Origin of the sequence: Actinophytocola sp. (assembly GCF_049647105.1) — a bacterium.
Classification (GTDB): domain Bacteria; phylum Actinomycetota; class Actinomycetes; order Mycobacteriales; family Pseudonocardiaceae; genus Actinophytocola.
The window spans coordinates 1-26,002 of the sequence record NZ_JBARWZ010000059.1 but is presented as its reverse complement, the minus strand read 5'-3'; the positions used below and the strand labels follow the sequence as shown (position 1 = coordinate 26,002).

Below are 26,002 nucleotides of genomic sequence, written 5' to 3'. Positions count from 1 at the left end.
CGAGGGGTATCTCACCGGGGTCCGGCGTACGCCCGGACCCCGGTGAGGTCGGCCAGGTCGGCGCGCAGCCGGTCGGCGTCGGTACCTGGCAGCCCGGCGAGCACGGCCGACGCCTCGGCCCAGCTGTCGCGGGCCGGACCGGCCTCACCGGTCTCACGGAGTGTGCGGCCGAGTTCGATCAGGTTCGCCGCCACCCCGAGTGAGTCGCCCATCCCCCGGCAGACCGCGAGCGCCCGCCTGAAGTAGTCGGCCGCCTCGTCGGCACTGCCGACCTCCCGGTGCAGTACGCCGAGGTTGGCGAGCGTCTCGCTCTGGCCGAACGAGTCGGCCACCTCGCGGTGAATCTCCAGCGCCTGCTCGAAGTACTCGATCGCCGAACCGAACTGGGACAGCTCACGATGCGCCTCACCCAGGTTGTTCAGTGTCTGGCCCTGGCCGCGCCGGTCGCCGATCTCCGTGCGCAGCCGCAGCGCCCGGCGGTAGCACACCAGTGCCTCGTCGAACTCCTGCCGCGCGCACAGGGCGGCGCCGAGGTTGTTGAGGGTCTGGCTCTCGCCGAGCCGGTCCCCGTGGCGACGCCAGATGGCGAGCGCCTGGTCGTAGTGGCCGCGTGCCTCGTCGAGCAGCCCCTGGTTCCACGCGGCGGTGCCGAGGCTGTGCAGCATCCGCGCCTCGCCGTGCTCGTCGGCGCACCGCCGTGCCGACGCGAGGCCGATGGTGTGGGTGCTGGTCCAGTCCGCCCACCGCTTGCTGAGGTAGAAGAACGACCACAGCGTCGCGGGCAGCTGCCACGCGATGTCGTGCAGACCGGCGTCGGCGGCCTGTCCGACCGCCGCGACCAGGTTGGGGTGCTCGGCCTCGAACCAGGTCCGCGCGCGGTCCGGGCCGTCGAACCGCAGCGGCGCGGCCGCACCCGGCCGGGCGGTGATCGGCACGGCCATCCGTTGCGGCATCAGCACGGAGTTGGCCGCGTCCGCCGTCAGCAGGTACCAGGTGAGCATGTCGCGCACCGCGCGCTCCCGCACGTCGGGCTCCTGCGCGTCGGCCAGCTCACGCGCGTAGCAGCGCAGCAGGTCGTGACACTGGTAGCGGTCATGGCCGACGGCGGTCAGCAGGTGCGCGCCGGTCAACCGGTCGAGCAGCTCGCCCGCGTCGGGGACACCGGCGAGCGCGGCGACCACCGGCCCGCTCACGTGCGGGCCGACGTGCAGGCCCAGCAGCCGGAACAGGCGCGCGGCGTCGGGCGCCAGCGAGCGGTAGGACCAGGAGAACACCGGGCGCATCGCGGCGGTCTCGTCGTCGGCAGCGGTCAGCACGTCGAGCCTGCGCCGCTGCACGGTGAGCTCGGCGCCAAGGTCCGCCAGCCGCCTGCCGGGCCGGGAGGCGATCCGTTCCGCCAGCACCCGCAGCGCCAGCGGCAGCCGGGCACACTGCCGGACCAGCTCCCGCACCGCCGCGGGCTCGCCGCGCGCCCGATCGGCACCGATGACCCTGCTCAGCAGGCGGACCGCGTCGTGCTCTGGCAGCAGCTCGAGCCCGAGGCGACGGGCACCCTCGCGCACCACGAGTCCGGACAGGAGACCACGGCTGGTGATCACCACCTGGCTGGTGGCGCCGCCGGGCAACAGAGGCCGCACCTGCGCCGGGGTCGCGGCGTTGTCCAGCACCACCAGCACGCGCCGGTCGGCGGTCAGCGACCGGAACAGGTCGGCCTGGGCATCGACACCGGCAGGCAGGTCCGAGGTGCTCACCCCGAGCGCGACCAGCATCCTGGCGAGCGCCTCACCCACCGGCATCGGCGGGTCGGCGCTGAACCCGCGCAGGTCGAGGTAGAGCTGGCCGTCCGGGAACCGATCACGGGCCCGGTGCGCCCAGTGCAGCACCGCCGCCGTCTTGCCGACGCCCGCGGTGCCGGACAGCAGGCTGACCCCGGGCCCGGCCCGGTCGAGCCATGCCACGCAGTCCTCGCGACCGGTGAAGTCGGTGACGTCCGGTGGGAGCTGGCTGGGACGGGCCGCCACCTGCGCGGGCACGCGGATGCCGGACGGCAGCGCCACCACCGCCGCCACCACCTGCTCGACCGGATCGCCGCGCAGCACCGCCTCGTGCGCGGCACGCAGGCGTTCTCCGGGTTGCGCCATGCCCTGCTCCTCCACGAGCAGGGCTGCGCCGGTCCGGTAGACGTGGAGCGCGTCGGCGGGCCTGCCGACGGCGTACAGCGCCGCCACGAGCCTGCTCCGCAGGCCCTCGTGCAGCGGCCAGTCGGCGCACTGCCTGGTCAGGTCGGCGACGAGGTGGTCAGCCCGTCCCCGCACCAGTTCGACGTCCAGCCACCGCAGGTTGATCGCGAGCCGCCGTTCGGTCAGCCGGGCCGACTCCGACTCGGCGAACCGGCCCGTCAGGTCGCCGAGGGGACGCCCGCGCCACCGGGACAGCGCCGAGCGCAGCGCGTTGGCTGCCTCGTCGAGGCGACCCGCCGCCACCGCCCGGTCGCCACGTGCCACGTCCTGCTCGAACGAGAGCAGGTCCACCTCGGCAGGCGGGGCGTCGAGGCGGTAGCCGAGCCCGGAGGTCCCGATGACGGTCTCCGGCTCCCCCGCCGCCCGCACCGCCTTGCGCGACGCGGACACCAGCACCTGGACGTGGTTGCGGGCGGTCGGCGGCGGTTCGTCGTCCCAGAGCAGTTCCGCGATGCGGTCGGCGGGCAGCGGCACGTTGGCGTTGAGTGCGAGCAGTGCCAGCAACAGGCGCTGCTGCCGCCGTTCGAGGCGCACCGGCGCACCGGCGACCATCGCCTCGAACGCACCGAGAACCCCGACGAACACGATGCCTCCCTCGCCGCCACCGAGCTGTCGGTGCCGGCCAGCTTTCCCCAGCCTAACCGGTGGCCGACCGATGTGGCGGCCTGTGAGTAGCAACCCAGTTGAGAAGATCGAGGAGAGTGCGATGTCGATGAACCGAACCTCAGTCCGCCTGCCGATTTCGGGGAGCCGGGGTGTCGTCCGCAGGGCGGCCGTCGGCCTTGGTGCCGCCGCGCTCGCGAGCACGAGCCTGGTGCTCGGCGCGGGTGTGGCGCACGCCGACGTGCCGAGGGCAGGCCAGCTCTGTTACGCCATGGAGAACATCCAGTTCTACGCCAACGACTACAACACCCCCAGCTACACCGTCCAGGCGGGCGAGCCGATCCGCATCGACAGCATGGAGACCCTCGAGAACTGGGCCGTCGGTCACGGCACCGGCCACTCCGCAAGGAACTTCATCTACCGCCACTCGACCGGCGCGCACCGGCTCACCAACTGCCACTGACCCCCACGGCGCACACGACAACCGGGACCACCGCCAACGTGGTCCCGGTTGTCGACGCGTTCGTTTCTGCTTGCGCCGCAACAAATTCGAAGTCATCTGACGCGCGGTAGCCGAAATACTTTCAGGTGACGGTGGCGTAGCTACTTCGTGTACCGCTGACGTAGCGATCTTGCCCGCCCATTCAGATTGTCTGTAGCTTCGCGCAGGGATCCTTTTGCTGGGATCCCGGGAAATCGTCAACCCCAATGTCAGGCGACAGCAGACAACAGTGCCGTCACATTGCACCGGCACGAGATCGGGGACCGAAGTGGACTACACACTCCAACTCACGATTGACTCGTCAGATCTTGAAATCCTGAAGGCGGCCCAGCAGAACATCATCATCGCGAAGCCGGTGGGAGGTGGAAGTCCCAACGTCAGCTGGCTGACCATCGATCCCTTCGCGCAGAACACGATCGAGTGGTCAGAGATCTACGGTCTCTACGCATCCAACAGCAGCATCCAGGCGGGCGCCAAAATCTACAAGGTCGCCAACGTCGAGGTTGCCGACGACGGCAACACCTACCCCTTCAAGGCCACGAACACCTTCGGCGATCCATCGCCCGTCCCGCCGGTCCCCAACGGGACCTTTGCGGTCAACAATGTGAACGACAACCCCCTGTATCCGTACCTGACCTTCGGTCTGACCCAGTCCGCGACGATCGGGCCCATGTCGGTGTTGAACGCGCCGATCAGCGCCGCCGTCGTCCCGACGATGCAGGCCGTGACGATGACCCCGCTGACCAGTGTCTGGGTGTGGCTGGAGTCCAATCTGATGAGCGGCACGGTCATCACGTCGGTGACCAGCAAACGGGCCATCGCCACCTACGGCGACGGGGTCACGACGATCGGTCTCAAGTACAGCCGGAGCAAGGGATACTTCGTTCCCGCGACGGCGTCCGGCGAGTTCACCAAGTCGAAGAACTACATGCTGTACGACCCGCTGGCGGCGGACATCAAGGCGTCGAACGACGACATCCAGCAACTGGTCTCTCCTCGCTGACACGCCCACGCTGATTCATCGAAGCATTCACTGACGCGGCTTCGAGCCGCGTCAGTGAATGCGTGGACGAAAGGCATGAGGAAATGCCCGCGACGCGTGTTCAGAACTCCGACATACCGCCACGTAGCGCCGTCGGATATCTCGCCATGCGCTGGAGCACAGGAGGATGGGCCTACGGCTCCGGCGCGCTGATCGACGACCGCCACATTCTCACGTGCTCCCACAACCTCGTCGATCCCGTCACGGACAGGCCCCCACTGGGGCAGGCGACAGAGGTCCGTTTCTACCGCGCGTACAACGAGCAACGTCCCGCCAGCCCGCCACCCGGCGGCGCTGCGGTGTCGACCGGCTACTACAACGTGAACTTCTCCCAGGGCCAGGACGCCTGGGACGTCGGGGTGTGCCGCCTGGCCCAACCCGTGCAGGTCGGGCCTCCGTTCGCGTACTTCCAGCCCACCGTGACCGGTGAGGAGATCGTCGGCGAGGACGTGACGCTCACCGGCTATCCCGGCGTCCATCGAGGCGAGATGTACATGGACGTCGACCAGGTGGCCGGTGTCCACATCGACACCAACACCCTCGTCTACACCCACGACACCTGGAGCGGGAACAGCGGGTCACCGGTGTGGACGTACGACTCCGTGACGGACAAGATCGCGCAGCGCGGCATCCACGTGTCCCGCGAGGCGCAGGAGTTGCGCAGGGCGGTGCTCATCACCGAACCAGTGCTGAGTTGGGTCAAGAACGCCTGCGCCCAGCCCAACCCCGGTGGCGGCGGGTTCGCCCTCATCGGCCTCTGAACCGCCGAGAGTGGTTGACGCGTTTCGCTCCTCGACCCTACGATCGCCGCCGACCCGGCCGGCAGCATCGGAGGCAGGAGAAGCGAATTGACGCGGCTCAGCGTCGTGATTCCCGCCTACAACGCCGCCGACGGCCTCCGGACCTGTTTGAGGTCACTGGAATCGCAGGTCCTGTCCCCCGAGGACTCCTACGACGTCATCGTCGTGGACGACGGTTCCACCGATGACACGGGTGCGGTGGTGGAGGACCCCGGCTGGCGCTTCCCCGTCCACTACCTCCACCTGCCCAGAACCGAGCAGTCCGGGCGATCCAGGGCACGCAACACCGGTATCCGCGCCGCGACCGGCGATGTCATCGTCATGGTCGACGCCGACGAGATCGTCCCGCCGGGGTTTCTCGCCCAGCACGCACGGCCGCACCGGCGGCGCGACGACCTGGTGGTCGTCGGGCCGCGTCACCACCTGGCCGGCCGGCGCCTCGGCCCGGACGACCTCACGAGCCTGTTCAACGGTGACCATGACGCGCTGGTCGCGAAACGGGACTCACGTGACGCGCTCCTGGCCGTGCTTTCGCACAACTTCAACAACCTGGCAACCGGCTGGCACCACATGTTCAGCTGCAACGCGTCGGTGCGGCGCGAGCACCTGCTCCATGTCGGCGGCTTCGACGAGGACTTCACCGGCTGGGGACTTGAGGACTCGGAACTCGGCTATCGCCTGCACCGGCGGGGAATCGCCTTCGCGTACGTGCCGGACGCGGTCATCTACCACCAGCACCGCCAGGCCATCGACGCCCGCATGCACGCCGAGTGGCGCCGCAACCTGACCCGGTTCGTCGCGAAGCATCCCGAACCCGACGTCGCGGCGCAGTGGGTCATCGAGCCGTCGGTCGACCCGGCCGCGGACCAGTTGAGCTGGGTCGAGTGCGCTCTGCGTCTCGAGTTCGCCGTCCGGGCAGTGCGCGGCCGGCTGCCCTGGGTGCGGTACCGGCTGATCGAGGTCGACCACGGCGACCGGGACGCCGCCGTGGCCTTCGTGGAGCAGCACGCGGCGGACACGGACCTGCTGATCATCGACCACCTGGCCGATCCGGAGCTCCGCGCGCTGGTGCAGACGGTGGCGACACGGCGCGAACTGCTGTACTTCCCATGTCCTGACTCGACCGAGCTGGCACGCATTCTGGCGACCTGGCCACTCGAGCAAGCCGCCGAGCGAGGGGTGTGACCCCGCTCAGCTCAGGAGAGCCTCGACCGTCGCGATCGGATCGTGCGCGGCGTAGGAGGCGCGCACCCGGCCCACCGCCTCGCGGTAGGAGGGGTCACCGAGGATCGTGGTGACCGCGTCGACGATCTGCTCCCGGGAGGGGGTCGCCGTCTCCAGGTCGATGCCGACGCGGTGGTACGCGACGCGGGCGGCGTTCATCGGCTTCTCTTCCGTGGTCCCGCACATGACGACCGGCACGCCGGCGGCGAGGGCGGTCTGCGTGCCGCCCGCGCCGCCGTTGGTGATGAGCAGGTCGGCCCTTGGCAGGAGTTCGTCGAAGGGGATGTAGTCCGCCACCCGCGCGTTGCCGGGTGGGACGATGCCCAGCGCGGACAGGTCCTGGCAGAGGGTGGCGATGACCAGCACGTCCTTGTCCGCGAGGGCAAGCAGGGTGGGTTCGACCAGCTGGCCGAGGTCGCCGTTCGCGGTGGTGCCCTGCGTGACGACGACGACCGGGCGCCCGGCATCCAGCTCGTCCCACCAGTCCGGCTTCCGTGACTCGTTGCCGGGGTGGGGCGGCAGGATGCCCGCGTAGGTGAGTGTGGACGGCGGGGTGGCGCGTGGGAAGTCGAACTCGGGCACCGTGAGTGCGGCGATGGTGTTTGGCAGGTGGTAAACCGCTGTGTAGAAGGGCGGCATGGGTTCGGTGCCACCGATCTCGGTCAGCCTGTCCTGCGCCGCACGCCTCGCCGGCTCCAGCATCGCGTGGAACTCGGCGTTGGCGGCACGGTGCGCCGTGACCGCCTCCTCGCCGGTCAGGCCCGGGATGGGGCCGAACACGGTGGTCGCGTCGTCCTCAGCGGTGATGGCGGCGGCCACCACGGACACCCACTTGCGGGGCCGCCTGCCGGGAGCGCCGAGCATGACCGGCCACGCGCCGCAGAACAGCGAGTTGCTGAGCAGTGCGGCGCCGGGGTCCTCGTCGAGAAGGCGCTGCAGCGCTTCGTGCTGGCCCTTCATGCCGTTCAGGAACACGTTGACGAGGTCCCAGTTGTACTGTTCGGGACCTGGCGGCAGTGCGAGCCGCTCGGGGTTGGCGCCGAGGAGGACACGGTCGTCGTAGTCGGCGCCGTCGGGTAATCGCACGAAGTGCGCGCCGACCGCCCGTGCCGACCCGGCGAACCGGGACCCGAGCAGCGCGGTCACCGAGTGGCCCCGCCGCACGAGACTGGCCGCGAGTTCCAGGAGGGGCACCGTCTCCCCGAACACCGGAGGCGCGGCGACAATCACCGATACCACTGGATCACTCCCCGACTGACAGGCCCCCCGGCCTTGTGGGTCAGCCGCACAGTAATCGCAGAGGTGGGGCAAGCAAAGTTACATCTCGATTAAGAGGGCAGAACCACTATGGTCGTCGCTGTCGACCATGGAGGCAACTCGTGAGCACTGGGGAGAACACCGCTGCCAGGCGCCCGATTCTGCTGGTCTGCCTTGCCATTTTCGGCCTGGTGTCCGGACAGCAGATGGTCAACCCGATCCTCGCCCCACTCGCCCGCGAGTTCGGGTTCAGCGAACTGGCACTGGGCATCGTGTGGACCGTCAGTGCGGCGGGTGTCGTGCTGGCCAGCCCGTTCTGGGGGCGCCGCAACGGAACCTGGGGCCACCGGCTGATCCTGCTGATCGCGCTCTCCGGGGCGATGGCCGGGCTGCTGGCGTTCGCGGTCGTCGCCAACATCGGGTTGACCGGCGCGCTCGCCGTGCCGCTGCTGTTCACGTTGGTGCTGCTCACCCGCGGCGTCGTGTTCGGCTTCGCGTGGGCCGGGATCGGGGTCACCGCGCAGTCGTACGTGGCGGACGTGACCGCCGGTACGGCCGAGCGGGTGCGGGGCATGTCCATGCTGGGCGCGGCATCGGGGCTCGGTTCCGCTGTCGGGCCCGCCCTCGGCGGCCTGCTGAGCTTCGCAGGCCTGCTCGCACCGATCTACGTCGCACCGGTCATCCTGGCCGTCATCGCGGTACTGGTGTGGTTCGGCCTGCCGAAGCCTAGGACCCACCTGGCGCGACCCCCGTCGAAGAAGGTCAGCCCGTTCGACCACCGCGTTCTGCCCTTCCTGGTCACCGGGTTCGGGATGAGCCTCGGCTTCACGGTCGTCCAGATGACGCTCGGCTTCCTCCTGCAGGACCGGCTGCACCTCGCCGCGCAGGAAACCGGGCGAGCGACCGGTCTCGTGATGCTGGCCGGGGCGGGCGCGATCGTGGTCGTCCAGGCCGTTGCCGTCCCTCGGCTGGGGTGGGCACCGCTGCGCCTCATCCGGACCGGTGCGACCCTCATGGCCGCCGGTACCATCGTCGTGACCGTCGCCCAGAACGGGATCGGGGTCGGTGCGGGCGTCGCCATGCTCGGGGCCGGCCTTGGCTTCGGCACTCCCGGCTTCATGTCCGCGCCGACCCTCCTGACCACGCGGGAGGAACAGGGCGCCGTGGCCGGCGTGATCGGCTCCACCATGGCGATCACCTACATGCTCGGACCGCTCCTCGGCACCAGCCTGTACCAGCTCACCCCCATCGCCCCCTACCTCCTCGGCTGTGGCCTGCTCACGGGTCTGGTTGTCTTCGTGTTCATCCATCCGGGAGTGCGTCAGGCACCGGCGGAAGTTTCGGCCCCGGTGAAGGCGACCTGATCGTCCACAATGGAGTCCCGGTGGCGGAACCGGGTCATGTCCCCACTTGACATCACGGCGCATTGCCGCCATCGTCAACGTACAGTTAATTGGGAGCGCTCCCAGTCACCGTCGACTGAAGGAAGTTCCATGCGAATCCGTGCCCTTGGCGCCGCCCTGCTCGTGACCGCGGGAGTCCTCGTCGCGCCGGTGGCGCCCGCCAAGGCGGACGTCACCATCTGCGACCAGTACGGCTCCACCACGATCCAGGGTCGCTACGTCGTCCAGAACAACCGGTGGGGAAGCTCTGCGACGCAGTGCGTCTACGTCACCTCCACCGGGTTCCGAATCACCACACAGCAAGGTTCCGCGCCGACCAACGGCGCACCGCTGTCGTACCCGTCGGCGTTCCTCGGCTGCCACTACGGCAACTGCTCACCCGGCTCGAACCTGCCGATGCAGGTCAGCAGGATCCGCAACGCGACATCGTCGATCAACTACCAGTACGTCGGCGGTACCTACAACGCCTCGTACGACATCTGGCTCGACCCCACTCCGAAGACCAACGGCGTGAACCAGATGGAGATCATGATCTGGTTCAACCGCCAGGGGTCGATACAGCCGATCGGCGGTGTCGTCGGCACCACCACGATCGGCGGGCGCACCTGGCAGGTGTGGCGCGGCAGCAACGGCGCCAACAACGTCATCTCCTACGTCGCTCCCTCGCCGATCAACTCGTGGTCGTTCAGCGTGCTGGACTTCATCAACGACGTGCGAGCTCGCGGCGCGATCACGACATCGTGGTACCTGACGAGCATCCAGGCCGGCTTCGAACCGTGGAACGGCGGCGTCGGTCTGGCGGCGGAGAACTTCACGGCGTCGGTCAGCGGCTGACTGTGTTGAGACCGGCCGGACTTCGGTTGACGGCCGGATGGGTACGCGCTTAGGTGCGGTGTGCGCGTCTCACGAATGTTCTCAGTCCTGGTGGTGTTCGCCATCGCGGTGGCCGTGCCGGTGCCGTCCTCGGCGGCGGGCACCGGACGGCCGGGTCTCGACCTCGACTCGGCCACCATCCCCACACTGCAGACGTTGATGGACCGCGGTCTGCTCACGTCGGTCGAGCTCACCAGAACCTACCTCGGCCGGATCCGCACACTGGACGACAAGATCCACGCCGTGCTCACGGTCGACAGGAGTGCGCTCGCGCAGGCCGCGGCCAGCGACCGCCGCAGGCGGACCGGCCATACCCGGGGTCCGCTGGACGGAATTCCCGTGCTGCTGAAGGACAACATCGACACCCGGGGGCTCGCGACGACCGCGGGCTCGCGGGCGTTGCTCGCCAAGGCGCCCGCCAGGGACGCCACGATCGTTCACCGGCTCCGTGCCGAGGGCGCGGTCATCCTGGGCAAGACCAACCTGTCCGAGTGGGCGAACTTCCGCTCCACCAACGCCACCTCCGGCTGGTCCGGGGTCGGTGCGCAGACCAACAACCCCTACGTGCTCGACCGCAACCCGTGCGGCTCGTCGTCGGGTTCGGGGGCCGGCGTCGCGGCCTCGCTCGCCCAGGTCGCCATCGGCACCGAGACCGACGGGTCGATCGTCTGCCCGGCGGGCAACAACGGCGTCGTGGGGCACAAACCGTCGCTCGGGCTGGTCAGCCGCACCGGCATCGCGCCGATCTCCGCCGAGCAGGACACGGCGGGTCCGATGGCGCGGCACGTGGTGGACGTCGCGATCACCATGTCGGTGCTCCAGGGCCGCGACCCCGCCGACCCGGCGACCGCGAACTACCCGGCGAGCCAGCCTGCCGACTACGCGAAACTCCTGCGGCCCGGCGCGCTGCGCGGTGCCCGCATCGGCGTCTGGCGGCAGGCCGGGATCGATCAGGACGTGGACCGCGTCGTCGCGGGCACGGTGGCCACACTGCGTGCCAGGGGCGCGACCGTGGTCGAGGTCGACCTGCCCTACCGGGAGGAGTTCGGGGCGGTCGAGTTGCCCGCGCTGATCAGTGAGTTCACCCGGGACCTGCCCGCGTACCTGGCACGCAGGCCCGGTGTCCAGAAGACCCTCGCCGAGCTGGTCGAGTTCAACCGCCAGGACCCGGTGGAACTGAGCAGGTTCGGCCAGGAACTGTTCGAACAGGCGCTGACCGCCCCCGGCACGGACGACCCGGCCTACCAGCAGTGGCGGGCCACCGCCACCTCGCTCGCCCGCCGCTCCATCGACGAGACAATGGCCGCCGACAACCTGGACGCGATCGTCTCCCCAACCAACGGCCCCGCGTGGCGCACCACCTACGGCCACGGCGACGACGGCTTCCTGCTCGAGTCGTCGGGCCCCGCCGCGGTGTCCGGCTACCCGAACATCGCCGTACCGGCCGGCTACGCGGGCGAACTGCCGATCGGCGTCTCCTTCTTCGCCGGCCGCTGGTCCGACGCCACCGTGCTGGCACTGGCCGCCGCCTACGAGACCGCGAACCCCGTCCGCCACCCGCCGAGGTACCTCCCCACCGCCTGAGGGCGGAGAAAATCTGTGGTGGCGGAGGTAGACATTCGCCGATGGGTGTGTGTAGTGTTCTCCTCGTACCGAGAGAGACAACGTCGCGCAGGCGCGGGAGATGACGAACTACCCGCGAGGTGAGACAAGACGGTCAGACCGCCTGGAGTCAGGTAACAGACGAGACTCCAGTTGGTGACCGGGCAGTACCGGGGTCGCAGTGCGGGCTCCGGACAGGAATGAAGGCGGTCAGGTGTGCCGGAGCCGGTCAGTGTCAGTGGAGTGCCGGCACTCCTGATCAACGAGGTCACGTGCGCAGGGACCGGTCAAGGCACAGGGTGCCTGCACGTGACGCTCGCAGCGGTACCAGGTCAAGAAACGCTGAACAGAAGGGAGAGGGCGAATCATTGGATCGCCCGTCGCGGCCGTGTCAGGCCGGGCGGGTACCGAAGGCCCATCAGATTGGCAGGTGGTTCTCGGTTACAGCTAAGCGATCCCCGCACGATCCGAGTCTCGACCGGACGATGCGGGTACAGGAAGCCGATCTCATGGTCGGTTGACAATGGTAAACCCATAACCCCTGGGACCCTGGTGCCGTGCACGGCACCAGGGTCCCTTGTGATGTGGAGGTCGAGTGATTCCTGACCAACCCAACCTGCCCCCGCCAAACGCGGGCGAAAAGTTCGACGACGAGCACTACCCCGCCTACACGATGGGCCGGGCCGCGGACATACTGGGCGCCACCCAGGGATTCCTGCGCAGCCTCGACGAGAACGGGCTGATCCACCCACAGCGTTCCGCCGGGGGACACCGCCGTTACTCGCGCCACCAACTGCGCCTCGCCGCACGGGTGCGGGAACTGGTCGACCAGGGCACCCCCATCGATGCGGCCTGCCGCATCATCACCCTCGAAGACCAGCTCCACGAAGCCATGCGGCGCAACACCGAGCTCCACCCCTCCGACTGACCCCGCGCGGTGTGCCGCCACGACACGGCACACCCCACCGGACCGCGGCGGCAACCCCGAACCTTCGCGATTGGGCGCCGCCGCGAGCAGTCCGCATCCCAGCCAGTGCCCGCGAAGGGCGCTTTCGGGACGCTCGACGTGGCTCCACCGGTCGCGTTTGCCTCGCCGGTTTGCCTCCGGCGAGGCGCTGGAGGACAAGGGAACCAGCACTAACCGGGACCCATCCCCGTGCCGGACCGCAGGTTGAGGACACGATCCAAGCCGGTCAGCGTCAACGGCGAGACCACCGCCGCGTGTTCGGCGACGACTCGAAGGTCCAGCCCGTCGCCAAGACACGCCTCGCGGGCACGAACGAGGGCCCACAATCCCGCGACACCCAGGAAACCCACCGCACGCAGGTCGGCCACGATGCCGAGGCCGTCATCGACAGCGCGGACCTGGTGCCGCGCGCGGTCGAACCCCTCGGCGAGTGTCGGCACGGTGGTGACATCGACATTGCCCGCGACCCGGACGACCAACTCCGACCCGCCCCGGCACAACCGCTGGGTGCTCAGCAGGCGAACGAACTGCCCGTCACCGGCGGGCGGCACATGCGACCCCCCACTCCAGGAACCGTCGTCCCCCGGAAAGTGAATGACGTTCGAAGCCACACCGATCGGCTCCTCACCTTCCGTCCACGAACACCAGGACGGAAGGACGGACGAATCGCCGCGAGCGCAGGATCTGGGCACCACCGGACGAACAGAAACTCACCATAACCCCGCACCCCCGGCCCGGCGAGCTACGATGACACGGAGTTCGTCGGGGCGGGCCCAGACACCGCGCCAGCGACGGATCCCTGACCAATCTGTCGATGTCAGAACGTCTGAGGCACGACATGCCGCAGCTGACACATGACGCTCAGCTCGAGCCGATTGGGACGGGTCGACTGTTGGGAACCAGCACCTCGGGACACGACGACCGGTTACGCGCGTTGGCCGACCTCGGCCTCGGGCCACGACCGGACGCCGACATGGAGTACTTCGCACACCGGGTGCGTGACCTGCTGGGTGTGCCGGTCGCAGTGGTGTCCCTCGTCCAGGCGGACCGGCAGGTGTTCCCCGGTCAGTGCGGGTTGGCGCAGCCGTAGGCGAGTGCGCGGGAGACGCCGCTGACCCACTCCCTCTGCCCGCACGTCGTCAGTTCTGGCGAGCCGCTGGTGGTCGAGGACGTCCGGGCTGACCCGGCACTGCTCGACAACCTCGCGATCGACGACCTCGGCGTCGTCGGCTACGCGGGCATGCCACTCATCGACGCCAACGGCACCGTGCTCGGGTCGCTGTGCGCCATCGACACCGCGCCGCATGCCTGGTCGGCCGCCGAGGTGGCGATCCTGCGCGACATGGCCCGCGCGTGCGCCACTGAACTGCGCCTGCGACTCGCCCTCCACGACGCGCGGATCGAACGCGTCCGCGCCAAGGAGCTCCAGGACCGGCTCGCCCAGTCGCTGCTCCGCTCCCAGCTGCTGCACACCGCCTCCCAGGCACTCAGCGACGTCACGAGCGTCAACGATCTGCGCACCCAGATCCACGACCTGGTCGCCGGGGACCTGAAACCCTCTCGGGTCACCCTGGTCGTCACCCAGGACCTGGGGAAACAGACCCGGACCGAGGACCGGCGCGACACCGGGAACGACGAGGAGGTCCCGGAGGTCGCGGACGGTCAGTGGAACGAGTTCGACGCCGACGGCGCGACCCTCGCCGCCCGCGTGGTGCGGGAACGACGGCTGGTGCACGTGCCCGATCTGCGCTCGGCGCAGGCCGGGCACGACTACGCCGCCCAGTACCTCGATGCCGGGCTGGTGGCCGTGACCTGCGCGCCGATCGCGGACTCGACCGGCGTGCTCGGTGTGCTGGAACTGGCCTGGGGCCAGCCGCACGACCACGACCAGTTCGAGCAGGCCGTCGTCGCGACGATCGCCGGGTACGTCGCCTCCGCCCTTCGGCGGGCGCGTTTCGTGCAGCACCGCATCACCGTCGCGCAGGACCTGCAGCAGGCGATGCTCACCGACCTGCCGGAACTGCCGGGACTGCGGCTCGCGGCCCGCTACATCCCGGCCGACACCGACGAACGAGTCGGCGGGGACTGGTATGACGCGTTCACGCTCACCGAGCAGGCCTCGACGGTCGCGGTGGTCGTCGGCGACGTGACCGGCCACGACATCCAGGCCGCCACCGACATGGGGCAGCTCCGTGCCATGTTGCGTCAGGCGTGCTGGCAAGGGCAGCCGGACACCACCCCCGCCTCGGCGATGAGCGCACTCGACCACGCCGTCAGCGGACTGGACATCGGCGCGTCCGGTACCGCTCTGCTGGCCTACCTCACCCCGGCCGGCAGCGGCTGGGACATGACCTGGACCAACGCCGGGCACTCACCACCGATTGTGATCCATCCTGGCCACCGCACCGAGGTCCTCCACCCGCACAACCACCTCTTCGGCTTCGCGAGCACCTTCCCCCGGCCACGGACCGACCATCGCGTACATCTCGCCCCCGGCACCACGGTCCTGCTGTACACCGACGGACTCGTCGAGCGCCCCCGCGTCGACATCGACGACATGATCAACGCCCTTGCCGCCCTGGTCGCGGACATGCCAACCACCGAGGATCCCCAGCACGTCGCCGACACCATCCTGCGCCAAACCACGCACCCGACCCACCCCGACGACATAGCGCTACTGGTAGTCCATGTCCCAGAAGCCGAAACCCAGTAACGGCTGACGGGCCGCAGCCCGCGCGGCCGTGCGCGCCCGCTCGAGCGGGCATACGCTGGGACGACGTTCGTCGGGACGTGCCCAGATCCCGCGCCAGCGACGGAACCCGACAAGGCCCCCCGGCGCATCGGCACCGATGCGATCCCCGCACGTCGTTCCCCGGCCTGCCAGGCGATCACGGCACAGTGTGTCCACAGCGGTTCTCAGCGTGAGACTGTGCCGCACCCGGACCTGACCGAACGGGCACCGGACAAGGATGCCTCGCCCATGCGCATAGCGATGATCACCGATGGCGCCACAGTCGGGCAGGACAGCGCCGACCTGGCGACCGCCCTCACCCGGCTGGGGCACGACGTCGTCGTCCACGACAACACGCATGGGGGCCATCGCAGGAAGACCGACGCGATCACGTGGCTCGCCGACCAGTGGCGCATCACCCGGCCAGCGGTCGTGCACAACAGGTCGCGGAGCCTGGGCGTCGCCGCGGTCACGGCCGCCCGCGGCCTCGCGATCCCCGTCGTGCACAGCGCCCGCGGCGCCGAGGACACGCCGACCGGAACGGTCGAGCGCGACATCGCCCTGCGCTCCGACCGCGTCATCGTGAGCCATCCCGCCGAACTCCTCGAACTGGTCGCCGGGAAGGTGCCGCGAAGCCGGTGCTCCGTCGTGCCCTACGGCGTCGACACCGAACACTTCACTCCGGACGGCGACCACCCGCCGATCGGCCTCCGCCACCGGCTGGTCGCCGTCGGCGACCTGACCCCCAGCACCGGCTTCGCCACCGCGGTGGCCGCGCTCGCCGGCGTCCCGGACACCGAACTCGTCATCGTGGGCTCGCCACCCCACGGCGCGCACGCCAAGGACCTGCGGAGGTACGCCAGTCGTCTGGGTGTGGCCGATCGACTGCTGATCTGCCGCTCCGTCACCAGATCCGAACTACCGCCGTTGCTGCGATCGGCCCACATCGTGCTCGCCACGCCATGGCGCCCCCGCTTCGGCATCACCGCGCTCCAAGCCGCGGCATGCGGGGTCACCGTCGTCGCCAACGACATCGGCGGCCTCGCCGACACCGTCATCGACGGCATCACCGGCCTGCTCGTGGCGCCACGCAGACCGAGGGCGCTCGCCGAGGCCGTGAGAAGACTGCTTGCCCACCCGGTGCTGCTCCAGCAGTACGGCGCGACCGCCCGCGACCGGGCGGCCTCGCGCTACTCCTGGAACCAGATAGCGGTCGACACCCTCAACACCTACCGGCACGCAGGCGCCACCGCCCGAGACGGCGCCGACGTCATCTCCCTGCGCAGGACGCACCGGCGGTCGGTCCCCGCCATGCAGCCCGACCACTGACCGCCATGACACCGTCCACGTCGAGCGTCGCAAAGACATCCTGTCACCAACCGGGTACGGTCGACTGCCAGATCTCGCCGCCGCGGGGTCGGCTGCGCAGAAGGGGCAGAGCCGTGAGCGCAGATCGGCGCAGGCACCTGCAAGCTCAACTCGCGGCGCACACCGACGCGGCGGATCTGCTACGAGGTATCTGTGACCTGTGCGTGGTCCAGTTGGCCGTCTCCGGTGCGCGAGTGCGAGTTCTGGGCGTCACGAGCGTGGAAGACGGCGGCGCGTTGGTCTACTCCTCCGACGAGCTCGGTGCGCGACTGGACGATCTTGCCGCTACCGCGGGCTCGGGGCCGTGCATCGACGCGTTCGAGCTGGGGCGCCCGGTGCTGGTCTCGAATCTGGCCACGGACGGTGGCCGCTGGCCCGGGTTCTCCTCGGACGCGGTCACCGAGGGGGCCGCCGCGGTGTTCTCGTTTCCCCTGCAGGTCGGTGGGGTACGGCTGGGCGTGCTGGAGCTGCACCGGCGGTCGGCCGGGTCACTGACACCATCCCAGTTGACCGACGCGTTTCTGCTCGCGGACGCGGCCACCGACACGATCTTCGACGACGTGCACGGGGTGGCTCCGTTGACACTGCCGGGGCTGGTCGACATCCAGGCCGAGGTGCACCAGGCGACGGGTATGGTCGCAGTGGACATGCGGGTGAGCTTGGCCGAGGCGTTGCTGCGGATCCGCGGCCATGCGTTCGCTCATCACATGACACTGGTCCAGGTCGCGAAAGAGATCATCGAGCGCCGATTGCGGCTGGACAGCGGGGAGTGATCGGGTTGGAACGCGATTCACGAGCTTCACTCAGGCTCACCGAGACCGCCGATTCCGGCAACACGGGCGGCGCGGCGGTGCTGAGGGTCGCGCAGGCGTTCGTGAACCTCGCCGACACGATGGTCGACGACTTCGATCTCACCGAGTTCCTGCACATGCTCGTCGACCACTGTGTTGACCTGCTCGAAGTGGACGCCGCTGGCGTGCTGCTCTCCGACCAGCGCGGTGGGATCCGGATGGCGGCCGCCTCTTCGGAGAAGGCCCAGCTGCTCGAAGTGTTCGCCGCCGAGACCGACGGCGGACCGTGTGTGGAATGCGTGCGCACCGGCAACGTCGTGACCAGCACCGACCTGCCCGCCGACGCCGAACGGTGGCCCCGCTACGCCGCCGCTGCCGACGCCTGCGGGTTCCGCGCCGTGCACGCGCTGCCGATGCGGCTACGCCGCGACGTGATCGGCGCCCTCTCGCTGCTCAACACCCGGCCTGACGGCATGCACGCGACGTCGACACAGCTCGGTCAGGCCCTCGCCGACGTCGCCACCATCGGCATTCTTCAACAACGCAGCATCGACCACAGCGCCGTCGTCACCGAGCAGCTGCAGACCGCCCTCAACTCCCGGGTCATCATCGAGCAGGCCAAAGGCATGCTCGCCGCACACAGCGGCACCCTCACGCCGGACGAGGCATTCTCCGCGCTGCGTGGCTACGCTCGTGCCCACCACCACCGCCTCTCCGACCTCGCCCGCCAGGTCATCGCCGGCACCGCCGACGTCAGCGCCATCACGGCACACGGCGCCCCCTGACCCAGGCCCACGGGGCCTGGGCGTCGCATCGAGGCCAGGTCAACGGTGGAGGGACCTGCGCCGGACCGCGCCGACCGCGACCGTTCCGATGAAGAGGACGACGCCGATCAGGCCGAGCCACAGCAGCCCTTTGATGGCGAACCCGATCACCGACAGGATGAGCCACGCCACGAGCAGGATGATGACGAGAACGAGCATGTCTGCCTCCGATGGTGAACCTCTGATGTGTTGTCGCCGAGCACGGGCTATCGGACCGAGTTCGTCGGGACCTGGTCGTTCCTGTTGACGGTGCCGCCCTCGTCTTCCCAGCGCTGGCCGGGTATGGCGTCCGCAACCGGCGTCCGGCGCCGGGTGACCGGCGGCGAGTCGGCTCGGCCGCCGTTGCCCGCCAGGATGTCCTCGACGGTGGCGACGCTGTCCTGGTCCGCGGCGGACCGCAGTACCGCCCTGGCGACATCCTCGGGGGTGTCCGGGGGCGTCACCAGCAGCGTCACTCGTTGAGAGTTCGTGCCGATCGCGGTGACGGTGTGCGGGTTCATGGTGTGGAAGCCCTCGCATCGCACGACTCGGCCGTCGATGAGCAGCTTGCGGTGGACCGGCGCCCAGAAGTCGAGGTTGTAGGCCACGCGGCTCACCTGCCCCACATGCCCGTGGAGCGCACCGACCAGGCCGGGAAACTCCTCTGCCGGGTCGGTGGACCGCGGCCACCAGCCGCCGTCCACGTAACCGGTGGCGGCGCCCGCCGGTTTCATCTCCACGCGCGGCTCGTCCGATTGTTCGTTGTTCATCTCGGTGCTCCTCCGTGCGCGGGGGCGGTCTTCAGTTTGCCGGCGAAGCGTTCCGGCTTCGGCCAGCGGACCTTCGACACCCAGCCGAGCCTTTCGAAGACCCAGATCACACGGGCGGAGATGTCGAGCTGTCCACGGCGGACACCATGACGCGCGCAGGTCGGGTCGGCGTGGTGGGAGTTGTGCCACGACTCGCCCATCGAGGCGATGGCCAGCGGCCAGAAGTTCGCGGACCTGTCCCTGGCCTCATAGGGCCGGTCACCGATCAGGTGACAGATCGAGTTCACCGACCACGTGACGTGGTGCAGCAACGCGACCCGGACCAGACTCGCCCAGAAGAACGCGGTCAGCGCACCCCACCACGACATGGTGATCAACCCGCCGAGCACCGCAGGCGCCAGCAGGGTCACCACCGTCAACACCGGGAACAGCCGGTCCACCCGCTGGATGTCCCGATCGGCCAGCAGGTCGGGCGCGAACCTGGCGGCGTTGGTCTGCTCGCGCTCGAACATCCAACCCATGTGCGCGTACCAGAAACCCTTGGCCAACGCGGCCGGGGTGGTACCGAAACGCCACGGCGAATGCGGGTCGCCCTCCCGGTCGGCAAAGGCATGGTGACGGCGGTGGTCAGCAACCCAGCCCACGACCGGGCCCTGCATCGCCATGCTGCCCACCACGGCCAGCGCGATCCGCAGGCCACGTTTCGCCTTGAATGCCCCGTGGGTGAAGTAACGGTGGAAACCAACCGTCACACCGAGACAGGTCACCGTGTAGAAGAGCGCGGCGAGCCCGGCATCGACCCACCCGAGGCCCCACCCCCACGCGAACGGCACAGCCGCGGCCAGCGCCAGCAACGGCACGATCGCGAAGAGCCTCACCAGGTTGAGCTGGGTCCGGGACTTCTCCCCCGCCAGCATCGGCTCCGGCGCTTCACGCCGCTCTCTGACAGGACGTTCGAGAGTACTGGTCATTTGCCGCAACACCTCCGGTAACAGTCGAAATCGACATCACCGGGTCCAGGGCGACTACTCAGGGTTTTCCGGATGGCGGGCAGATCAAACGTCTGCCCGCTCAGGCCACGTGCCATGCGGCGAATGAGCACTCACGGAGAAGACAGCGATCGAGCCGGTGCGTTGTGCTGGGCACCATGCGCGCAGCCTCCAGAGCGGGTCGGACATGACCGCCGCACGGACCGACCGGCCCAGGTACGTGGTCTTCGACCAGCTCGACGAGCGCGTGCTGCGGTTCCGCCCGGGACGGAAGTGGCGCGCCCCCGCCCCCGGGGTGCTGCCGGCATGGGTTGCCGACATGGACTTCCCGGTCGCGGAGCCGGTGGTGTCCTCGCTGCGGCGGTACATCGACATGGGCGACTTCGGCTACCCGGACTGGCCGGACGGCGTGAGCCCGCTGCGCGCGGCCTTCGCCTACCGCATGAAGGAGCGCAACGGCTGGTGGCCCGACCCGGAGCACGTCCGGGAGTTCACCGACGTCGTGCACGCCGTGCGCACCATGCTGGAGCTGAGCACGAAACCCGGTGACGGCGTCGCGATCCACACCCCCGCCCACGGTCCGCTCACCGCGACGATCGAGCAGCTGGGCCTGCGCGTGGTACCGCTGCCGATGATCGACACCCCGGACGGCTGGGCGTTCGACGCCGACGACTGCGCCCGCCGGGTGGCCGAGGGCGGCTGCCGGGCGCTGATCATCGTCAACCCGCACAACCCGACCGGCCGGGCCTTCACCCGCGACGAGCTGCTGTCGCTCGCCGAGGCCGCCGAGCGCCACGACCTGGTCGTGATCTCGGACGACCTGCACGCGGACCTCACCTACGCACCGCATCGCCACCTGCCGTTCGCCTCGCTCGATCCCGCCATCGAGGCACGCACCGTGACCATGTACTCGGCGAGCAAGGCGTTCGGCCTGGCCGGTCTCCGCTGCGCGGTCGGCCACATCGGCGTCGCGGCGCTGCGGGACAGGCTGGCCGAGCTGCCCTCCGGGCCGAGCGTCAACGTCCTCGGCATGCTGGCCTGCCTCGCCGCGTGGACCGAGGGGGCCGGCTGGCTGGACACCGTCGTCGACTACCTCGACGCCAACCGGCGGATCGTCACCGAGTTCGTCGCGGAACACCTGCCGGAGGTCCACCACCACATGCCGGAGGCGACCTACCTGTCCTGGCTCGACTGCCGTGGCCTTGGCTACGGCCCCGATCCGGCGTCGTTCTTCCGGGACCACGCGCGGGTCGAGCTCAACCCCGGCAGCGGCTACAACCCAGGCGGCGACGGTTTCGTGCGGCTCAACTTCGCCACCCCGGCACCGCTGCTGCACAAGATCCTCGACCGCATGGCCGACGCGGTCGCGAACACACGGCGGAAGGTGAGCTGACGATGCGGGTCGACGACTACCCGGGCACAGAGGACGCAGACACGCCCGGCCGGTCCTACCGGCAGTTCTGTGGCATCGCGCGGGCTTTCGAGATCATCGGCTCGCCGTGGTCGGCGCTCATCGTCCGTGACCTGCTCCTGGGTCCGAAACCACGCGCCGACCTGGCGGAGCTGCTGCCCAGACTCTCCTTCGCCGACCTGGACGAGCGGCTCGGCGAGCTGGCGGCCGCCGGCGTGGTCGCGCGGAGCGGCGCGGACTCCTCGCCCGTCTACGAGCTGACCGACTACGGCAAGGACCTCGAGCCGATCCTGCTCCAGCTCGGCCGGTGGGGTGCCCGGTCGCTGGGCGACCCGCGCCTCGGCGACCTGTTCACCCTGGACATGGCGATCCTCGCGCTGCGCGCCACGTTCCGCCCGGAACGCGCACGCGGCGTCCACACGAGCTTCGAGGTGCGGTTCGGTGACCTGGTGGTCAGCGTCCGCGTCGACGACGGTGCCCTCACCGTCGAGGAAGGGGAGCTTCCCGGCGCCGACCTGATCGTCGACACCCCGGTGCTCAAACACCTGATGGCCGCCGAGCTCAGCCCGACCGACGCGCTGTGGCTCGGCCTGATCGAGCCACAGGGCGACCCCGCCCGGCTCGCCACCTTCGTCGACCTGTTCCACATCCCGCCCGCGCCGGACCTGCCGGACCTGGAGACCGTCTCCTGATCCACGGTGTCCCGGTCAGCGCATCAGCCAGGCGCGGCAGGCGAGTTGCAGCGCGAGCCGCTGCTCGGCGTCGTCGAGGTCGACGTGCAGGAGCGCGGTGATCTTGCGTAGCCGGTAGGCGATCGTCTGCGGGTGGACGTTGAGGTCCTTCGCGGCCTTGGCGGGTGAGCTCTGGTGGTCCAGGTAGGCCTGAAGGGTGCGGATCGCGTCCTCGGCGGCCTGGCTGCCGAGGTCGGCCAGCGGAGCGAGCATGTCGTCCACCGAGGCGCGGGTGGTGTCCGAGGCGTACCACTCGACCAGCATGCGGTTCAGGCCGAGTGCGTCGATCGCGATGATGTCGCGTGGTGGCGTTGACTGGCGGGTGGCCGCGAGTGCCGCCCTGGCATCGGTGGCGGAGGTGCGCAGACCCTCCGCGCGCCGGTACACCCCGCCGATCCCGCACCGGATCACGAGCCGGGGAAACCGGTCACGGGCCGCGGCCAGCGCGGTGGTCGCCGCCCGGCGTGCGACGCGAGCGGCGGACGCTTCCGGTTTCGCACCGGTGGTGCGCACGAGGAGCACGTCGCCCCCGATCCGGGTGCCGTGCCAGCTGTCGACGGCATCGGCGCCGCCACCGGCCAGGATCGCGTCGAGCGCGACGCTCGCGACGGCCTCGGTCTGGCCCATGCCCGCCGGTGCCGCGCCTGCGGGTTCGGTCAGCGACGAGGACAGCTCGAACCGCAGGACCTGGTGCCAGCCATCCACCGCGAGACCGAGTGCCCTGGCCCGTGCCACGAGCGGCGCACGTTCCGGCTCCGGCGCGAGGAGCAGTTCGCCGAGCAGGCGGCCCCGGTCGTGGATCGGCGCGAGGTCGGTCCGCCGGTTCCCCGCGACGACCCGTGCGTACGCGTCCGCGGCGAGCCGCACCACGGTCCGTGCCGCGACGATCCACGCCCCCCGCGCCCCCTCGGGCACGGCGGCCGTGACGTAGCCGTCGGCGACACCGTCCACCTCCACGATGGCGGCGGGTTCGGCGTGGCCGGGCTCGCGGACCGTGACCACGGTGGCGAGGGCCTCGGCGGCGGCGGCCAGAACGGCGTCGGCGGTGTCCGCCGAGGCGATGAGGCCGCGGGCGGCATCGACCCTGGCCAGGGCACTGTCCGTGTCCCCGCTGAGCACCCGCGCCACGGCGATCACCAGCCGGGTCGGGTCAGCGGAGGGCGCGGTGAGGAGGGCGAGCGTGCAGCGGTCGGCGATGCGCCGCGCGGTCGGTTCGACCGAGTCGGCGTCGACAGCGGTGAGGACCACCGCCGCCGCCCCGGTGACGGCCGTGTCCCGGAGCGCCACGTCGAACAGGTGCCCCTGTGCCCTGGCGGACGCCGAGGGCATCACCACCGCCAGCTCGCCGGCGCCGAGGAGGCGTAGTTCGTTCAGCTCGGCGACCACCCGGACCGAGCTCACGACCCTGGCCACGTCACCGCCGAGCAGCGTCAGCGAGGAGAGATCGGGCTCCGCCAGCAGTTCGCGGACGCTCGTCGCACCGGCCTGACCTTCGGTTTGTGGTTGCGCGATAAACACGGCCTATTTCCTGTTGTGTGAAGCTAAACACGCTGCGTGACAGCCTACTAGCATGGCTTGGTGATTTTCGATACCGCCGACCTTGCCGCGTTCGCTCGGGGATGCGACGTACTGGGAGCAGGCGGAGGGGGCCCGGCCGGGCAGACGTTACCGGTGGCACTGCACGCGGTGGCCGAACACGGACCGGTGCGAGTGGTCTCGCTGTCCGACCTTCCCGCCGGCGAACTGGTGATGCCGTGCGCGCTGATCGGCGCGCCGGACGTGTACGTGGAGCGCATCGGCACCGGCCGCGAGTCGGTGGTCATCCGCCACCAGGTCGAGGCCCACTTCCAGCGCCCGGTCGCGGCACTGATGTGCACCGAGGTCGGCGGCAGCAACGGTCCGATCTCGGTCGCGTTCGCGGCCCACGCCGGCCTGCCCCTGCTGGACGCCGACGGCATGGGCCGCGCGTTCCCCGGCATCGAGCAGGTCGCCATGCAGGCCGCCGGGATCACCGCGAGCCCGTCGGTGCTCGCGGACGAACACGATCGCGTGGTCCTGGTGCAGGCCGAGTCCGGCGAATGGCTGGAACGGCTCGCCCGCAACGTCGCGACCGCGTTCGGCAACCGCGGCGTGAGCAGTGAGTACGTGATGACGGTCGAACAGGCCGATGGCGCCGTGGTCGACGGGTCGATGACCAAGGCACTGCGCATCGGCACCGTTCTGGAGGAAGCCGCGGCCGCCGGGGCCGCCACGCGGTCCGCCGTGGGCAGGCTCGCCGAGGAGTTCGGCGGGATCCGGCTGGCCGAGTGCCGCGTGACCGGCGTGCACCCGATCAGGAACAGGGCCACCGCCACACTCGCCACCAACAGCCGCAGGACGATCCTGCTGGAGGGGGTCAACCGCGACGAGGGCCGGTGGCTGCGGCTGGAGGCCGGGCACGAGTACCACGCGGTGCTGGAGGACGGCGAGCTGCGGGCCGCGACACCGGACGTCATCACGTTGTTCGATGTCCACAGCGGTGAGCCGGTGCCGGTGCCGGAGCTGCGGTACGGCCTCCGTGTCGTGGTGCTCGCGCTGCCGTGCCCGCCCGAGTGGCAGGGGCCGGAGGCACTCCGGCTCGTCGGGCCGCGCGCGTTCGGTCTCTCCCTCGACTACTCCCCGGTGGCGGCCGACCATGCCTGACCCGACACCACCGGCCACCGGCTACCGGCTCGGGATCGCGCTGGACGGTGACGAGGTCGCCGGGGCGCTGGTGGACGCCCAGGGCACCGTCGTCGCCGTGAAGACCCTGCGGCTGGCGGGCAGACAGACGACCGACGCCACGCTGACCGCCGTGCTGGACCCGCTGCTGGCACACCTGGCGGCCGACGACGGCCGCACGGTCGAGGACATCGACCGCGTGCTGTTCGCGATCAGCGAGGTGGACGACCTCGTGGTGGACCCTGGCGCGGACTCGGATCCGCCGGGGGCCTGGACCGGCGGGCACGGGCTGGTCGCGGTGGTGCGGCTGGGCGCGGCGACGACCGCGGTCCCCCCGCTTGCCTTGTGGCCGCCCAAGTTCCGGGATCGTGTCGTGCTCGCCAGCACGTGCGTGACCGGTGGCGCGCGGCTGGACGGGACCGAGCTGGAGCCGCTGGACGAGGCCGGTCTCGCCGACTTCGCCCGCACGGTCGCGGGCAAGGTCGAGGCCGTGGCGGTCACCGGGGTGTTCGCCACGCTCACCCCCGACCACGAGCAGACCGCGGCGGTGCTGCTGGAGCGGGAGCTCGGCGACACGGTCCGGATCGTGCTGTCCCACGAGATCGGTGGCACCGGGCTGCTGGAACGCGAGAACGCCACGGTGCTCCAGGCGGTGATGACGCCGGCGGCCAGCCGGGACGCGGAACGGTTGCAGAACGTCCTGGCCGCACATGGCCTCGGGCACGCGGAGGTCTTCTTCGCCCGCAACGACGGCACGATCATGGCCATCGACTACGCCGCGACGCACCCGCTCGCGCTCTACGGCGGCGCGGCGGCCGCGACGGTCCGCGGCACGGCACAGCTCGCGGGCGAGCAGGACGCGCTCGTGGCGCTGACCCGCGCGGACGGCACCGCCCTCTCGATCTGCGCGGTGACGGCGGGTCTGCCGAGGCTGACCTCGGGCCACACCACGATCGCGGGTGTGCCGACGAGCCTTCGCCTTGTCGCGCAGGTGCCGGTCCGGCCGCGCGACGAGACGCCACGCGACTCCCGTGCGCTGGTCGAGGCCATCGACCGCGCGAAGACCGCGCCAGCCGATCTGCCGCTGCTGCTCGGCGGCCCCGGCGCGGAGGATCTCGCCGCGAGCCTCCCACCCCACCTGCCCGGCACGGTCGGCGTCCGCTGCCCGCCGTGGGCCACCGCCGCGGCCGCGGTC

Annotated in this window: 24 protein-coding genes; 17 read left to right on the top strand and 7 right to left on the bottom strand. The window is 70.2% G+C overall.

The genetic code is table 11. From position 1 onward, the window contains the following. Nucleotides 1-11: 11 nt before the first annotated feature. Complete coding sequence (locus WBA97_RS07730) at nucleotides 12-2,825, bottom strand: tetratricopeptide repeat protein (protein ID WP_424230024.1); 2,814 nt, start codon at nucleotides 2,823-2,825, stop codon at nucleotides 12-14. A gap of 127 nt (nucleotides 2,826-2,952) precedes the next feature. Here WBA97_RS07730 and WBA97_RS07725 point away from each other — a divergent pair, with 127 nt between their 5' ends. The 4 genes from WBA97_RS07725 (at nucleotide 2,953) to WBA97_RS07710 (ending at nucleotide 6,372) form a co-directional block, all read left to right on the top strand. Then, entirely contained in the window at nucleotides 2,953-3,306 is a 354-nt protein-coding gene (locus tag WBA97_RS07725; protein ID WP_424230023.1) for a hypothetical protein, read from the top strand. A 307-nt stretch (nucleotides 3,307-3,613) separates the two neighbouring features. Next, nucleotides 3,614-4,348 carry a hypothetical protein gene (locus WBA97_RS07720; RefSeq protein WP_424230022.1) on the top strand — a complete coding sequence of 245 codons (735 nt, stop codon included), beginning with the start codon at nucleotides 3,614-3,616 and terminating at the stop codon, nucleotides 4,346-4,348. A gap of 146 nt (nucleotides 4,349-4,494) precedes the next feature. Next, nucleotides 4,495-5,148 carry a trypsin-like serine peptidase gene (locus WBA97_RS07715; RefSeq protein WP_424230021.1) on the top strand — a complete coding sequence of 218 codons (654 nt, stop codon included), beginning with the start codon at nucleotides 4,495-4,497 and terminating at the stop codon, nucleotides 5,146-5,148. An 87-nt stretch (nucleotides 5,149-5,235) separates the two neighbouring features. Then, nucleotides 5,236-6,372, top strand: coding sequence for a glycosyltransferase family 2 protein (locus WBA97_RS07710; RefSeq protein ID WP_424230020.1), 1,137 nt, complete (start codon nucleotides 5,236-5,238; stop codon nucleotides 6,370-6,372). Nucleotides 6,373-6,378: 6 nt separating this feature from the next. Here WBA97_RS07710 and WBA97_RS07705 read toward each other — a convergent pair whose 3' ends face one another. Next, nucleotides 6,379-7,650: a nucleotide disphospho-sugar-binding domain-containing protein gene (locus WBA97_RS07705; RefSeq protein ID WP_424230019.1), complete on the bottom strand. Its 1,272-nt coding sequence runs from the start codon at nucleotides 7,648-7,650 to the stop codon at nucleotides 6,379-6,381. A gap of 140 nt (nucleotides 7,651-7,790) precedes the next feature. On the opposite strand from WBA97_RS07705, the gene WBA97_RS07700 reads away from it, so the two are divergent. The 4 genes from WBA97_RS07700 to WBA97_RS07685 all read left to right on the top strand — a co-directional run bounded on the left by WBA97_RS07700 (nucleotide 7,791) and on the right by WBA97_RS07685 (nucleotide 12,474). Then, nucleotides 7,791-9,032, top strand: a complete 1,242-nt coding sequence (locus WBA97_RS07700) for an MFS transporter (protein ID WP_424230018.1) — start codon at nucleotides 7,791-7,793, stop codon at nucleotides 9,030-9,032. A gap of 129 nt (nucleotides 9,033-9,161) precedes the next feature. Beyond that, entirely contained in the window at nucleotides 9,162-9,905 is a 744-nt protein-coding gene (locus WBA97_RS07695) for a GH12 family glycosyl hydrolase domain-containing protein (protein WP_424230017.1), read from the top strand. 75 nt (nucleotides 9,906-9,980) lie between these two features. Then, nucleotides 9,981-11,528, top strand: coding sequence for an amidase (locus WBA97_RS07690; RefSeq protein ID WP_424230016.1), 1,548 nt, complete (start codon nucleotides 9,981-9,983; stop codon nucleotides 11,526-11,528). A gap of 613 nt (nucleotides 11,529-12,141) precedes the next feature. Further along, nucleotides 12,142-12,474: a MerR family transcriptional regulator gene (locus WBA97_RS07685; protein ID WP_424230015.1), complete on the top strand. Its 333-nt coding sequence runs from the start codon at nucleotides 12,142-12,144 to the stop codon at nucleotides 12,472-12,474. Between the two features lie 209 nt (nucleotides 12,475-12,683). On the opposite strand, the gene WBA97_RS07680 is transcribed toward WBA97_RS07685, so the two are convergent. Then, nucleotides 12,684-13,064, bottom strand: coding sequence for an STAS domain-containing protein (locus tag WBA97_RS07680; RefSeq protein WP_424230014.1), 381 nt, complete (start codon nucleotides 13,062-13,064; stop codon nucleotides 12,684-12,686). 341 nt (nucleotides 13,065-13,405) lie between these two features. Between WBA97_RS07680 and WBA97_RS07675 the strand changes: the two genes are divergently transcribed. The 5 genes from WBA97_RS07675 (at nucleotide 13,406) to WBA97_RS07655 (ending at nucleotide 18,188) form a co-directional block, all read left to right on the top strand. After that, nucleotides 13,406-13,603 carry a hypothetical protein gene (locus tag WBA97_RS07675; RefSeq protein ID WP_424230013.1) on the top strand — a complete coding sequence of 66 codons (198 nt, stop codon included), beginning with the start codon at nucleotides 13,406-13,408 and terminating at the stop codon, nucleotides 13,601-13,603. 21 nt (nucleotides 13,604-13,624) lie between these two features. Continuing rightward, entirely contained in the window at nucleotides 13,625-15,226 is a 1,602-nt protein-coding gene (locus WBA97_RS07670) for a SpoIIE family protein phosphatase (protein ID WP_424230102.1), read from the top strand. Between the two features lie 216 nt (nucleotides 15,227-15,442). Beyond that, nucleotides 15,443-16,573, top strand: coding sequence for a glycosyltransferase (locus tag WBA97_RS07665; RefSeq protein ID WP_424230012.1), 1,131 nt, complete (start codon nucleotides 15,443-15,445; stop codon nucleotides 16,571-16,573). A gap of 113 nt (nucleotides 16,574-16,686) precedes the next feature. Beyond that, nucleotides 16,687-17,385 carry a GAF and ANTAR domain-containing protein gene (locus WBA97_RS07660; RefSeq protein ID WP_424230011.1) on the top strand — a complete coding sequence of 233 codons (699 nt, stop codon included), beginning with the start codon at nucleotides 16,687-16,689 and terminating at the stop codon, nucleotides 17,383-17,385. A gap of 5 nt (nucleotides 17,386-17,390) precedes the next feature. Then, on the top strand, nucleotides 17,391-18,188 hold the full coding sequence (locus WBA97_RS07655) for a GAF and ANTAR domain-containing protein (RefSeq protein WP_424230010.1): 798 nt from the start codon (nucleotides 17,391-17,393) through the stop codon (nucleotides 18,186-18,188). 39 nt (nucleotides 18,189-18,227) lie between these two features. Here WBA97_RS07655 and WBA97_RS07650 read toward each other — a convergent pair whose 3' ends face one another. Genes WBA97_RS07650 through WBA97_RS07640 form a run of 3 tightly spaced genes read right to left on the bottom strand, consistent with a single transcriptional unit; the run spans nucleotide 18,228 to nucleotide 19,947 of the window. Then, nucleotides 18,228-18,386, bottom strand: coding sequence for a hypothetical protein (locus tag WBA97_RS07650; protein WP_424230009.1), 159 nt, complete (start codon nucleotides 18,384-18,386; stop codon nucleotides 18,228-18,230). A gap of 47 nt (nucleotides 18,387-18,433) precedes the next feature. After that, the gene (locus WBA97_RS07645) at nucleotides 18,434-18,976 is read right to left on the bottom strand and encodes a DUF5994 family protein (RefSeq protein WP_424230008.1); all 543 of its coding nucleotides are present in this window, start codon (nucleotides 18,974-18,976) and stop codon (nucleotides 18,434-18,436) included. Continuing rightward, nucleotides 18,973-19,947: an acyl-CoA desaturase gene (locus tag WBA97_RS07640; protein ID WP_424230007.1), complete on the bottom strand. Its 975-nt coding sequence runs from the start codon at nucleotides 19,945-19,947 to the stop codon at nucleotides 18,973-18,975. The genes WBA97_RS07645 and WBA97_RS07640 overlap by 4 nt, the downstream gene beginning before the upstream one ends. A gap of 205 nt (nucleotides 19,948-20,152) precedes the next feature. On the opposite strand from WBA97_RS07640, the gene WBA97_RS07635 reads away from it, so the two are divergent. Both WBA97_RS07635 and WBA97_RS07630 read left to right on the top strand, forming a co-directional pair. Next, complete coding sequence (locus WBA97_RS07635) at nucleotides 20,153-21,358, top strand: MalY/PatB family protein (RefSeq protein WP_424230006.1); 1,206 nt, start codon at nucleotides 20,153-20,155, stop codon at nucleotides 21,356-21,358. Between the two features lie 2 nt (nucleotides 21,359-21,360). Continuing rightward, nucleotides 21,361-22,068 (top strand): winged helix-turn-helix transcriptional regulator, encoded by a 708-nt coding sequence (locus tag WBA97_RS07630; protein ID WP_424230005.1) that lies wholly within the window; start codon nucleotides 21,361-21,363, stop codon nucleotides 22,066-22,068. A gap of 15 nt (nucleotides 22,069-22,083) precedes the next feature. On the opposite strand, the gene WBA97_RS07625 is transcribed toward WBA97_RS07630, so the two are convergent. Further along, nucleotides 22,084-23,625 (bottom strand): PucR family transcriptional regulator, encoded by a 1,542-nt coding sequence (locus WBA97_RS07625; RefSeq protein ID WP_424230004.1) that lies wholly within the window; start codon nucleotides 23,623-23,625, stop codon nucleotides 22,084-22,086. A 60-nt stretch (nucleotides 23,626-23,685) separates the two neighbouring features. Between WBA97_RS07625 and WBA97_RS07620 the strand changes: the two genes are divergently transcribed. Then, nucleotides 23,686-24,789: a DUF917 domain-containing protein gene (locus WBA97_RS07620; RefSeq protein ID WP_424230003.1), complete on the top strand. Its 1,104-nt coding sequence runs from the start codon at nucleotides 23,686-23,688 to the stop codon at nucleotides 24,787-24,789. Then, nucleotides 24,782-26,002 (top strand): hydantoinase/oxoprolinase N-terminal domain-containing protein (locus tag WBA97_RS07615; protein WP_424230002.1); only part of this gene is annotated, 1,221 nt, incomplete at its 3' end. The genes WBA97_RS07620 and WBA97_RS07615, both read left to right, overlap by 8 nt.